This window comes from Paenarthrobacter aurescens, from assembly GCF_025421775.1.
Classification (GTDB): Bacteria; Actinomycetota; Actinomycetes; order Actinomycetales; family Micrococcaceae; genus Arthrobacter; species Arthrobacter aurescens_B.
In genome coordinates this window covers 453486-465932 of sequence record NZ_JAOEFX010000004.1, presented here as the reverse complement: position 1 = coordinate 465932, position 12447 = coordinate 453486, and the positions used below count along the sequence as shown (strand labels likewise).

At 62.2% G+C, this 12447-nt stretch carries 8 protein-coding genes; 6 read left to right on the top strand and 2 right to left on the bottom strand.

What is annotated here, in order from left to right; all coding sequences use genetic code 11:
• Window positions 1–136 precede the first annotated feature (136 nt).
• The 4 genes from N7568_RS11340 to N7568_RS11325 all read left to right on the top strand — a co-directional run bounded on the left by N7568_RS11340 (window position 137) and on the right by N7568_RS11325 (window position 7032).
• Complete coding sequence (locus N7568_RS11340; RefSeq protein ID WP_261609924.1) at window positions 137–2302, top strand: VCBS repeat-containing protein; 2166 nt, start codon at window positions 137–139, stop codon at window positions 2300–2302.
• A gap of 43 nt (window positions 2303–2345) precedes the next feature.
• Window positions 2346–4187 carry an FG-GAP repeat domain-containing protein gene (locus tag N7568_RS11335; protein ID WP_261609923.1) on the top strand — a complete coding sequence of 614 codons (1842 nt, stop codon included), beginning with the start codon at window positions 2346–2348 and terminating at the stop codon, window positions 4185–4187.
• A 187-nt stretch (window positions 4188–4374) separates the two neighbouring features.
• Window positions 4375–5607, top strand: coding sequence for an FG-GAP repeat domain-containing protein (locus N7568_RS11330; protein ID WP_261609922.1), 1233 nt, complete (start codon window positions 4375–4377; stop codon window positions 5605–5607).
• A 144-nt stretch (window positions 5608–5751) separates the two neighbouring features.
• Complete coding sequence (locus N7568_RS11325; RefSeq protein ID WP_261609921.1) at window positions 5752–7032, top strand: VCBS repeat-containing protein; 1281 nt, start codon at window positions 5752–5754, stop codon at window positions 7030–7032.
• A 17-nt stretch (window positions 7033–7049) separates the two neighbouring features.
• Here the strand turns inward: N7568_RS11325 and N7568_RS11320 are convergent, their stop codons facing one another.
• Window positions 7050–8351 carry an MFS transporter gene (locus tag N7568_RS11320; protein WP_261609920.1) on the bottom strand — a complete coding sequence of 434 codons (1302 nt, stop codon included), beginning with the start codon at window positions 8349–8351 and terminating at the stop codon, window positions 7050–7052.
• Between the two features lie 157 nt (window positions 8352–8508).
• Here N7568_RS11320 and rraA point away from each other — a divergent pair, with 157 nt between their 5' ends.
• Together rraA and N7568_RS11310 are read left to right on the top strand one after the other, a co-directional pair.
• Window positions 8509–8982, top strand: coding sequence for a ribonuclease E activity regulator RraA (gene rraA / locus N7568_RS11315; RefSeq protein ID WP_261609919.1), 474 nt, complete (start codon window positions 8509–8511; stop codon window positions 8980–8982).
• 131 nt (window positions 8983–9113) lie between these two features.
• On the top strand, window positions 9114–10766 hold the full coding sequence (locus N7568_RS11310) for an MDR family MFS transporter (RefSeq protein ID WP_261609918.1): 1653 nt from the start codon (window positions 9114–9116) through the stop codon (window positions 10764–10766).
• Between the two features lie 109 nt (window positions 10767–10875).
• Here N7568_RS11310 and N7568_RS11305 read toward each other — a convergent pair whose 3' ends face one another.
• Complete coding sequence (locus N7568_RS11305; protein ID WP_261609917.1) at window positions 10876–12324, bottom strand: aromatic amino acid lyase; 1449 nt, start codon at window positions 12322–12324, stop codon at window positions 10876–10878.
• Between the last annotated feature and the right edge of the window lie 123 nt (window positions 12325–12447).

Here is a 12447-nt window from a genome sequence, read left to right as displayed (position 1 = left end):
CCAATCCCAATAGCTGTGCGCGGGATGGCCGGGCTGTATTGTCATCTCAATTGGCCTCGACAGGCCGCTCTGGTCTGCACCATTTGGGGGAATCTTGGGGTCTCATCCTGCTCTGCGCTTTCGTGCTGCATCCGCGGTGGTTCGCGCACTTCTGATGTTGCTTGCCTTTGTTGTAGCGGCTGTGGTGGTGACGCCCGTTTCACCCGCCGTGGCCGCCGCGCCGGTCCTCTCCACTTTCGTGAGGTCCTCCCCTGCAACGGTCGACGCCGGCGCTCAAGTCAGTTTCGACTTCACGACTTCCATTGCGGTCAAGCGCGTTGAAGTGGGCCTGCGGAGTGCTGCGGGGACGCACGCTTTGGCGTGGACAGCGCCGGCTGGCGGCAAAGCCGGCACAGTCGCCGGCGTCGCTGCAGCCTCTTCCTGGCCCAATGGCACCATCGAGGTCAGCTACATCCAGGTGATTACCACTGCGGGTGCCTCCCAGGTCCATTACCGCGGCGGCGGCGTCTACCCGCCCGGGACCGGCACCGCACTCTTCGGTGATCCCGCGACGCAGGACTTCAAGATCAAGAACCCGTTGCTCCCCTATATGGCGGCTGTTCCTACGTCCTTTCTTCCGTCCAAGGCCACCGTCGCACCCGGACAAACCGCGGGGGTCCAGGTCAAGCTCTCGCAGCTTGCCCAGGCTGTCAGGCTGGTCTACCGCGACGCTTCCGAGGTCACCACTTTCGAACTCGCGTGGACAGGCAACCCCGCGCCGGGCCCCCAAACCGTCACGGCAACGGGGGCAGTCACGGCCGCTCAGGCGGCGGGTGCGTACACCTTGGAGCGGGTCGAAATCACCTACTTCGATGGGCTGGCCAAGGATTCCTACCTGCGTGACGGAACACTGGAGCGGACCTCGCCCGTTCCGTTGGGAAATGTTGGGCGTGCGGCACTTTCCACTGGTGATTTCACGGTCAGCAACCCTGCCAAGGTGCTGCCGAAACTCACTCCCACTGTCAACCCGAGCATCACTGGCGCCATGGTCTACAACACCGAACTTGGCATCAACCCCGGAACGTGGCCGGTTGAACCAGCCTTCACCGACTTCCAGTGGTACAGGAACGGCGCACCCATCGACTACGCCGTCAAGGACACGTACCAGTCCAACATGTCCTTCGACCCCGGAAACATGATCTGGGTGAAGATGACTGCCCGGGCGGCCGGGTATCTGCCTGCCACTGTGTCCACTTCGGCATTCGGGCCCATGCCACGCCGCGTCTGGGTGGGCAATCTGCGCATTACCGGAGACGCGTCCGTGGGAGGCCAACTCCGGCTGGAACACGATGCCGCCGGGATCGACCCCGTCGGCGGACAGCCCGGTTACACCTACGTCTGGAAACGCAACGGAACGCCCATCCCCGGTGCAACCTCGAGGGACTACAAGCCCACCGTGGCCGACAAGGGCAACATCATCACGGCCGGGGTCACCGCACGTTTCGACGCCGGATCGGTCGTCACCGAGGTAGTGGATCTCAGGGGTCCCATCTCGGACAAAGCCCGTGGCAAGGGCTTCAACGCGGACGGCACAGGCGACATCTTCGCGCGTGATGCCGGCGGCAACCTCTGGCTGTACCCCAGCAACGGCAACGGCGGCTGGCTGACAGCACAGAAGATTGGCCAAGGGTGGAACGGGTTCACCTCCCTCCTTTCCCCCGGAGACTTCGACGGCGACGGCAACGTGGACGTCATGGCCCGCGATGGTGCGGGCAGGCTCTTCCTCTACCAAGGCAACGGCCAGGGTGGCTGGCTGCGCTCCTTCCAGATCGGCCAGGGATGGGGTTCCATGAAGGACATCGTGGCACCGGGCGACTTCAACAGCGACGGCACAGCAGACCTTATTGCCCGTGATGCTTCCAACACCCTGGTCCTCTACCCAGGCAACGGCCGCGGCGGCTTCCTGACCCCGCACGTCCTCAGCGGTGGATGGAGCAATTTCAATACGTTCGTCTCCCCGTCGTCGAGGATTGTCTTCGCCCGCGACAACGAAGGCAACCTCCGAAAATACGACGGTGACGGGAACGGATACTTCCACGACAATTCGTGGACCCCCAACGTCTTCAGCTCGTACGCCGGGTATGGCTGGGGAGGTTTCAGCCGGATTGGCGCGCCGGGAGATTTCGACAGCGACGGAGTCCCGGAGGTGTACGGGATCCACCCCGATGGACGGCTCACCATGTTCTACGGGTTGGGCCACACCGCCCTGAAACGCCAAGCCACCATCGGTTGGGGCTGGAACGCCTTCAACACCGTCTTCTAACCCACATCATGCTGGCACCAACTTCACATCCCCGGGGGATCAATTGACTACATCTACGGCCGCCACGCCCCGACGCAAAACCACAGTGCATCGACTCCTGGCTCTCCTCATGGGGCTAACGATGACCGCCGCCCTGGTGGCGCCAGGAACTGTGTTGACAGCGGCTCCAGCCGTGGCAGCTGAACAACCGGTGCCGCAGTTGACTTCCCTGAAACGCATTTCGCCTGCCACCGCAGCCCCTGGCTCCACACTGCAGATCGGCTTCACCCTCGCCCAGCGTGCCCAGCGGGTGCTCTTTGTCTACAGGGATGAATTCCTCGCGACGGAACACCGCATTGAATGGTCAGGGACGCCCGCCGCCGGCCCCCTGACTGCGACTGCGTCGGCTTCCATTACTGCGGGTGCGTACTTCCACGGGTCACACAAACTGCAGAGCGTGATCATCTCCTACGGCTCGGAAACCCTGGAGTACTTCCGTGGCACGCCCAGCCAATACACCTTTCCTGTTTCATGGGAGAGTCTCGACTTCAGCGTGACCAACCCCGGCAATGTCCTGACGCCCAATTCCAATCTGGTTCCTCCCAGTCTTGGGATCAGAAAAGAAGCCGGGTACTCCAACTTGTCGTTCCAAGTCCAGCACGGGACATGGTCTGCTCTGCCTTCGTCGTACACCTACGAGTGGTTCCGGGATGGCGTCCGGCAGACTTCGGAGTCCAGCCGGTTCGGCGTTCCAGACAACCTCGCCGGCACGGGGTCCGGTCTGACCTTGAAACTCACCGCAAGGGCGGCAGGGCGTCTGCCGGAAACCGTGGAAACCGCTCCCTTCTACCTGGTGGACGCAGCTGATCCGCGACTGCCATCCACCGTCTCCGTGCGGAGCCCCGTCAAGGCCGGGTTCGACCCCTCAACCATCAAAGGGCTCCCGGCGGGAGCCAAGCCGACGGTCAGCTACCAATGGCTGGTGGACGTCGCAGAGCCTATTGCCGGAGCAACCGGCGACACCTACAAGCCCAAGCCAAGTGAGGCAGGAAAGCAGCTCGGTGTCGCTGCGGTGGTCAGCTACGCCGGAAGCGTGGTGGGTATCTTCCGCAGCTCCAGCGACCCAAGGGTCAAGATGCACTCGCTCCTGCGTGACTTCGACGGTGACAGCAGGCCGGACGTGATCACCAGGAAGCCGAACGGCACACTGACCTTGTTCTCCGGAGGCTCCAGCGGAGAGTTCAAGAGCGGGAGCAAAGACATCGGCTGGGGCTGGGCAAACTTCACGTCCTTGTCATCTCCGGGCGACTTCGACGGCGACGGCCGCATGGACGTCCTGGCGCGTGATAGAACGGGGCAGTTGTGGCTTTACCGGGGCAACGGGGGCGGCGGCTGGCTGGGTTCTTCGGTCATTGGTACCGGGTGGGGTGGTTTCAGCGAGATCATTCCCGCCAGCGACTTCAACGGCGACGGAACAAGCGACATCCTGGCCCGCGATGCGCAGGGCCGGCTCTTCCTCTACCCCGGCAATGGCCGTGGCGGATGGCTCGCAGCATCGCAGGTCGGGCAGGGGTGGAACGTCTTCAACAAGGTGTTCACGCCCGGTGACTTCAGCGGAGACGGCGTCTCCGACATTCTTGCCAGAGGTACGGACGGACGACTGCATGCCTACTATCCAGATGGCAAGGGTGGCTGGTCTTCCTCACGGGTACTGCTTGGAAATTACGCGTCAAGCCGGTACATGGGTGCCCTCGGTGGTTTCAACATGTGGGAGCAGTACAACTACTTCTTCAACGTCACGGACCAGGGCGCTTTCCGCGGCGAGGAAATGAGTCCTGACGGATATTACTACCGGCAATCGTATGAGATCGGCACCGGCTGGGCCTACCTCACCGCCGTTTTCTAACCCGGATTCGGTTGCGTTTGGGACTTGACTTGTCTTTTCCCCGAACTTTTGCGAGCAAATTCCCGGCCTGTCGTTCCCCCGTTGTACTCTCAAATCACTTACACCCGCCGGCCATCCGGGACCGGCTTGATTTGGGGGAACAATGGGGAGCACTCCTTTGCGCCGAATGCGCAATTGGCTGGCCGTAATGGCGAGCGGCATCGTCTTGGTTAGTGGTTTGGGCTTAGCGCCTGCAGCGAAGGCCGACGACACCTTCGCGCCGGTCCCCGTGGCTGTCTCCACCACCCCGGCCTCAGTGGGCGAGGGCGGTCAGGCAACTTCACGGATCACTTTCCAGGCAACCGGGCTCATCACCGACGTCTACGTCGCATTCCGGCACGCGCCCACGTCCACAGTCCACCGGCAACTGACACACGGGACATACAACCCGGCTGATTCGTCGTATTCATTCGACCTGCTGTTTCCCCAGGGCACACCGTCGGGGTCCTATCTTGCGCAGTACCTTGAGATTCACACCTCGGCGGGCAACGAGGTGGTCTACTGGCGCGACGGTTCCCTCATCGAAAACCCAGGCAACCTGCCAAACCCCGGAGTCAACGCCGTCAGGTTGGACGCCTTGGACTTCACCTACGGAACCCCCAAAGACCGTCCGCACACCACTGGTTTTTACCGTGACCAGTACTGGGACCCCTACACAATGAACCTCCTGGTACGCGACTCTGCAGGCCGGCTCGGCATGTACACCACGGGTGGAAACGGCACCTGGAAACAGGCCTACCAGGTTGGCTCCGGCTGGAATATCTTCAATGAGATGCTGGCGTCGGGAGACTTCAACAACGATGGCGAAAATGACGTGATCGCGCGCGATGCCTCCGGTTCGCTGTTCCTCTACCCCGGCGATTGGCATGGCGGCTGGTACCCGCGTCAACAGATCGGCTGGGGCTGGGGTGTCTTCACCACGATCCTTACAGCTGATGACTTCAACGGAGACGGCAACAACGACCTCCTGGCGCGCACGTCGTCCGGCGAACTGATCCTCTACCCCGGCAACGGACACGCCGGGTTCCTCGCCCCGACCACCATCGGCTGGGGGTGGAACGGCATGACGTCCATCTTCTCCCCCGGTGACTTCGATGGAGACCGAAAACCGGACGTCCTGGCCCGTGACGCCGCCGGAAACCTGCGGTTCTACGGCGGCAACGGCCTTGGCGGCTGGAACACCAGCAGCGTGATAGGCCAAGGATGGAACGCCATTACCAAGTTGGGCGGTGCGGGCGACTTCGACGGCGATGGCGCCAACGATGTCTGGGGGATCGACACCTCCGGCCAGATGCGCATGTACTACGGCAACGGCTCCGGTGGCTGGAAGTCCTCTGGCGTTGTCGGTTGGGGCTGGGGAGGGTTCAACGCGGTCTTCTAGGCCCCCTCACCGCTCAATGTTGATGGCCTCGTCCGGATCCATCCGGCCGGGGCCTTCCTTCACAAATTCGTTGGTTTCCCGGAATCATTTACGGGGCGAACACGAAATATGTAGTGTCATCTCAATTGATCTCAGCTGGCCCCTATGGCCAGTCATTTCTTGGGGGAATCCTTGGACCTTGCTACTGCCCCGCGTTCGACCGCGCCCAACCGTCCGCGCCGCCTCGTCGCGCTACTGACAACGTCGCTCCTCGCTGTGGCCATGGCCGCTCCTTTCATCGCGGCTCCTGCCAGTGCAGCGCCGCACCGGGACGCCTCCGGCCGAGCAGATATGGTGCTGCCTGCCGCCGCCCGCCCGGTGTACATGGGCCAACCCCAACTCAACGGCGATCCCACTGTCGGAGGCATCCTCAAGGCAGAACTGGGCGGATACGCTCCGTTCGTTATTCCCGAAGGTGGCACGCCTTCCTTCACCTACAGGTGGACCCGGGACGGCCAGGCCATCGCCGGGGCCACCGGCTCAACGTATCGGGCCACGGCTGCGGACCTCGGCCGGGTGATCGCCGTTTTTGTCACCGTTTCCTACGACGCCGAATCCCGGCTGACTCTGCAAGCAGACTATCCGCTGCGAATTGCGGCGAAACCCCGGGCCCGGGGATTCAACGGCGACGACACCCTGGACATCTTTGCGCGTGACGCCGCCGGTCGTCTCCTCCTATATCCCACCGACGGCCGGGGCAATTGGCGCGCGGCACAAGTTCTCGGAACCGGCTGGAACGTCTTCAATCTCTTGTTCTCCCCTGGAGACTTCGACGGCGACGGCACCGTGGACGTGATTGGCCGCGATGCGCAGGGGCGGCTCTTCCTGTACCAGGGCAACGGCACGGGAGGCTGGAAGAAGGCCTTCCAGATTGGCCAGGGCTGGCAGGGCTTCAAAACCATTTCGGCGGCAGGCGACTTCAACGGCGATGGAAGCAACGACCTGATTGTTGTCGATCAATGGCATCAAGCCATCCTCTATCCCGGCAACGGTCGGGGCGGATTTCTTCAGGCCTACGGCGTGGATACCTATTGGATCAACCAGGACCCCGTCTTCGCGATGGGCCACTTCGGCGGCAGGAGCAATCTGGGGGTTGTCTCCCGGGACATCCACGGTGAGCTGTGGCTCCATGAGTCCTCTCGAAACGGATGGTTTGCCGGCACCGAACACATCGGTACAGGGTTCAACGGCCTCACCAGTGTGGGCTCAGCCGGCGATTTCAACGGGGACAACAAAATCGATGCCTACAGCATCGACGCTTCAGGTCGGCTCACCATGTATTACGGCAAGGGCTCCGACTACTTAAACAGCGGCCGGCCCGACATCCGCTGGTACGGGCAATCCGTCGTCGGCTGGGGCTGGGGTGGCTTCACAGCCGTGTTCTAGGCCTAATCGTTCCAGGCCTAATCGACGCTCTTGATCTTCACCACGAACACAGCACCCAGGAGCCCGATGACTGCTGCGGCTACGTACAGCGAGACGTAGCCGCCCCAATAAGCGACAAACGGGAACGCGATTAATGGCGCCACTACTTGGGGCAGCGAGTTCGCGATGTTGATGATGCCCAGGTCCCGGCCGCGGTCCATGGCGGTGGGCAGAACCTGGGTAATCAGCGCGAAGTCCACTGCAAGGTAGGCTCCGAATCCGATTCCCAGCACCATCGCACCCGCAAGGCCACCGATCCATGTAGGTGCAAAAGCGAGAATCAGCGACGCCACAGCGATGATGACGGATGAAGCTATGACCAGCGGCTTCCGCTTGCCCATCCTGTCGCTCAACCTCCCGCCCAAAACACTGGTGATGATCACCGTAACGGCGTACAGGCCAGTGAGGATGAGAACGCCGAACTCCGGCTTGATGCCCTCGGTTTCCTCCAGGTGCACGGCATCGCTGAGGAAGAAGAGCAAATACAGCGTGACCATGTGATTGCCCGTGCTGACCAAAAGCCGGGTCAGCCATGCCCACGCGAAATCCGGATAGCGTTTGGGCGAAACCCAGAAGCCCTTGAGGAATTTCGCCAGGTTGAACGCAGGACGGTCGCCGGATAAGAGCGGTTGATCGTCGCTCTTGAAAAGATAAACCACGACGCCGGCCAGCAGGGCTGCGGCGCACACCCAGTAACCAGCGGCGAAGTTACCGGCAACGACGGCGGCGATCACCGCTCCGACGAGGATACCCACCGTCTGCCCCATGGCAGCCAGTCCGCCCACGGTTCCGCGTTGCGGCACGGGTACGCGGTCCGGCACAGCGGCAGTGATGGCGGAGTACATGGCGTTGGCTCCGGCCTGCACGAGGCACCACAGCAAGGTCATCACGGCAACATTGGGAGCACCCGCCAAGGCAACCAACGCAACAGCGCCCAGGATGGCACCCATCAGTACCCATGGAACACGGCGGCCGAATCGGGAGGTCGTACGATCACTGAAGGCGCCGAACAACGGATTGGCGACCATGGAAACGGCTGCACCACAGCCGGTTACCAGAGCCAGGATCGCTTCCTTCTGCCCCTCATCGAAATGAGCGGCCTGCTGCCCCAGGAGCACTTGGAGGGGACCAAAGAACACTGCGTTGATGCCCAGGTTGACCAGCACCACGCCCGTGATCCAGAGCGGCCGAACACGTTCCACCGGTTCGGCCAGGGCCGTTGTGGTTCCCCGCATCACGGCAGGATCCGGCACTGGACCCGGTAGGTCGGACAGGCTCATGGCAGGTTCCCCCTCATTGAATGTTTGGATTCAGCCTAGCGCGACAGGGCGACATGAAACCGCCGTCGCGCCTTTTATCCACATAGGCCGAAACAGGCGCTGCCGCAGCCCTGATGCAAGCGTTAGTGTGGCCTCAACCGGATTGAGGAGCAGCACTGTGAGCGAGCAAGTAAATACAGCCGATCTGTACGACGAACGTGGCGAGGAGCTGGAATCCATCGCCGTCCAGTTCCAGGACCTGGGTGGAAACACACACTTCAGTGGACAGGTCCGAACCATCCGGTGCTTCGAAGACAATGCGCTGGTGAAGACGGTCCTCAACACTCCCGGCCAAGGAGCCGTTCTGGTGATTGATGGGCAGGCGTCGCTGCGCACCGCTCTCATGGGAGACATGATTGCAGAGAGCGCGGTGGCCAACGGCTGGTCCGGCGTGGTGATCAACGGAGCTGTCCGGGACCGCGAGGCCATCGCCCGCCTGCCCCTTGGCGTCAAGGCGCTGGGCAGCAACCCAAAGAAGAGCGCCAAGACAGGGGTGGGAGAAGTAGATGTTGAGCTGGTGATCGATCGCGTCCGCATCCAACCTGGCGTGATGATCTACTGCGACCCTGACGGCATCCTGGTTGAGCGCTGACTCCTCGCTGGTGCCGACTTAGAGAAAAAGTCGAGGAAATATTCTCCCGCTGGGAATCAAGTGGGCCGTAAGATAGTTACTGAAAGCAACTATCCTGCTTAATCCACTTTTCTGCCACCTCTGGAGAAGATATGTCCAAAACCACGCCCGTTCGGGCTGCCGGTGAGGTGCTGACCCATCGTCAGACCCTCACTGTCATGGTGGGACTCATGCTCGGCATGTTCCTGTCATCGCTGGACCAGACCATCGTGTCCACGTCCATTTACACCATCGCCAACGACCTCGATGGTCTCTCGCTTCAGGCATGGGCCACCACCGCGTACCTCATCACATCAACCGTGAGCACCCCGCTGTACGGCAAGCTCAGCGACATCTTCGGCCGGCGCCCGCTGTACCTCGTGGCCATCGTGATCTTCCTTGCCGGCTCTTTGTACGCGGGGTCGGTCAACTCCATGACCGAACTGGCCATTGCGCGCGGCATCCAGGGCCTCGGTGCCGGTGGCTTGCTGGCGTTGGCGCTCACCATCATTGGCGACATCGTGGCCTTGAAGGACAGGGCCAAGTACCAGGGCTACTTCATGTCCGTATTCGGCATTTCGTCCGTCCTGGGGCCGGTGATTGGCGGTGCCTTCGCAGGCTCGTCCAACATCCTGGGCTTCGACGGCTGGCGCTGGGTCTTCTTCATCAACCTGCCTATTGGGCTCGCCGCACTTGTTGTGGTCTTCCTGTACCTGCACCTTCCAGCGCGGCACCTGAAGCAAAAGATCGACTATTGGGGTGCTGCCGCCATCACGCTGGCCATTGTTCCGCTGCTGCTGGTCGCGGAACAGGGCCGTACATGGGGTTGGGCCTCCGCGGGATCCTGGCTCTGCTACGGCCTCGGCATCATCGGCATCGTCGCATTCCTGCTCGCTGAGAAGCGTGCCGGAGACTACGCACTGATTCCGTTGCGGCTCTTCAAGAACATGACGTTTGGATTGTCATCGCTGCTGAACTTCATCATCGGCATCGGTATGTTCGGGGCCATTGCCATGCTGCCCATGTACCTGCAGCTCGTGAAGGGCCTGACTCCCACCGAAGCCGGCTTGATGATGATCACGTTCACCGTGGGCATCCTCTTCGGTTCCATCTCTGCCGGCAGGACCATCTCGTCGTCGGGCGTCTACCGGATCTTCCCGATCATGGGCACGGCTGTCCTGGCGGCGGCGGCTACCGTCATGGGTCTGGTTCTCGGCGTCGACACCGGGCTCTGGGTACCCGGCCTGATCGCGGTGTTCTTCGGCGTGGGACTGGGCTTCTGCATGCAGCCGCTGACGCTGGCCATGCAGGTTTCGGTTCCGCCCAAGGACATGGGCGTGGGTACCTCCACGGCTGCGTTCTTCCGTTCCATGGGTGGAGCAGTGGGCACTGCGGTGTTCATCTCCATGCTCTTCAGCACGGCGGCTGACAAGATCGCCGACGGAATGAAGACTGCGGCGTCAAGCCCGGACTACCAAGCCGTCATGAAGGACCCGGCCGTGGCTTCGGACCCCGCTAACGCCAAGCTGTTCGACTTCTTCAAGAACGGCGCCAACAACGAGTCCTTGAACGACACCAGCTGGCTCCACTCGGCCAACAGCACGCTGACCAGGCCGATCACCGAGGGCTTTGCCCAGGCGATCGACGTCGTCATGCTCACGGCCGCTGCGCTCATGCTCATCGCTTTCCTGATCAGCTTCGCGTTGCCCAACAAAAAGCTCACGGATCCCAAGGCCGCCGCCAAGGAATCCGTGCCGGCGCACTAGCAACATCCACCCTTTGCGCGGCATTGATCGCGCTGACAAGAACGGCAGGCAGTCCTCGGACCGTCTGCCGTTCTTGTTGTGAAGCAGGAATCACTGCGCGGATCGGGACCTAATGTGCGGCCCGAACAAGCTGCTGGGCTTGGTCCATGTCGCCGCGGAGGTCACGGTCGGCAACGTCGGAGGGCAAAGTAAATCCAGCCTGCATCATCGCGCGCAGCCTGGGGCTGCCGAACTCCGAAGCTCGCCGCCCCTGCAGCCTCAGTGCCCGCGCCGCGCAGACAAGTTCGACGGCAGTGACGGTCGCCAAGGTTTCGGCAGTCGACTGCAGCTGGGCTGTGGCCGTGCTCGCAAAGCTCGCGTCCTCCTCAGCTCCCAGGGACAACACCACCGTCTGCAGGCTTGCCGGCTGGGCGTTCGAGCGAATCCGCCCTACTGCTGCGGCGGCCACGTACTCCAGCATCATGACGCCGGACTGGCCTGTTCCATCCTCGGCCAGGAAGGGGTGCAAGCCCGTGTAGTTGGGGTCGCACAGGAGATCAATCCTCCGCAGATGCGTTGCACACGCGGCACCAATGGCCAGCTGCAAGATATCCACACGGCGGGCAAGATTGGTCATTTGGAAGAGCCCATGGTGGGCGACGTCGTTTGAGCCATCGGACATCGACCCGTGGACCAGTGGGTTCTCATTTCCCGCTGTCACGAGACGGCTCAACAATGCCCCCAGTGCGTCCAGCTCCTCGGCCTGGGATCCGAAGATCTGAGGCAAGGTCCGCAGGCAATAGGGATCCTGGATTCGGGAGGGCACACCACTGCCCTGGACCATGCCATGGAAGGTGTTCGCGGCTTCTGCCACGGCAAGGGTGTCCGCCGCCGCAGCCACCGCCGGGCTCAGCGCCTCAGCATTGCCGGACATCGCCACGAAAGACAATGCGGCCACTGACGCCGCGTTGTCCAGGAGCCTCGATAATTCCTGATGAGCAAGGACGGCCTGGGCGATCGTCAAAGCACTGGAGCTGATGAAGGGCAGGGCATCGGCCGTAGCCCAACCCGGCACGATGCGTTGCGTTCCTCCCCCACCCAGGGGACTGCGCTCCCCGAGCATCGTGAGCGCAGTCCCCGCCAGTGCTTGCAAATCTGCCGTACCAATGCCGCCGAACTCCCGGATTTCAGGCACAATGTCCGCGTTGATCAGCTCAGTGAGCGCCACGGCAACGTCGGGGTTGATCCCCGACCCACCGGCCGCCAACTGGGACAGCCTGACCACCAACATGGCTCGGACGGTCCGGCGGTCCAAAGGCTTGCCCGCATCAACGGCGTGGCTGCGCAGAAGCTTGAGACCATGGGAGTCGCCCCCGTCTGCTTCCGCCAAAGCAACAGTCCGATTCGCGCCAACCCCGGTTGAACGGCCATAAACGGGCCGTCGCGAGGCTGTGGCAATGGCTGACTCCTGCGAGCCGGCCATGCGGATCAACGCATCAGGTGCGAGGTGGACTGAAGCGCCGTCTGCAACGGCTGCGATATCCGCCAAGGCCAAGTTCCGGCCGTCGATCTCGATCATGGAGGGATCCTTTCATCCGTCGTCGACGTTGTCATGGACGTTTGCCGGCAGGTGTGGCGATGGTGGCAAGCTAATCGGTTTCGGGAGCAATGCGGACTGGATTCCACACATCCCGAACCCCCC

Excerpts from the sequence above, each read along its gene's own strand:
- N7568_RS11330 (WP_261609922.1), top strand. The coding sequence starts at position 4,375 with ATGGCGAGCGGCATCGTCTTGGTTAGTGGTTTGGGCTTAGCGCCTGCA.
- N7568_RS11325 (WP_261609921.1), top strand. The coding sequence starts at position 5,752 with ATGGCCAGTCATTTCTTGGGGGAATCCTTGGACCTTGCTACTGCCCCG.
- N7568_RS11320 (WP_261609920.1), bottom strand. The coding sequence starts at position 8,351 with ATGAGCCTGTCCGACCTACCGGGTCCAGTGCCGGATCCTGCCGTGATG.
- N7568_RS11310 (WP_261609918.1), top strand. The coding sequence starts at position 9,114 with ATGTCCAAAACCACGCCCGTTCGGGCTGCCGGTGAGGTGCTGACCCAT.
- N7568_RS11305 (WP_261609917.1), bottom strand. The coding sequence starts at position 12,324 with ATGATCGAGATCGACGGCCGGAACTTGGCCTTGGCGGATATCGCAGCC.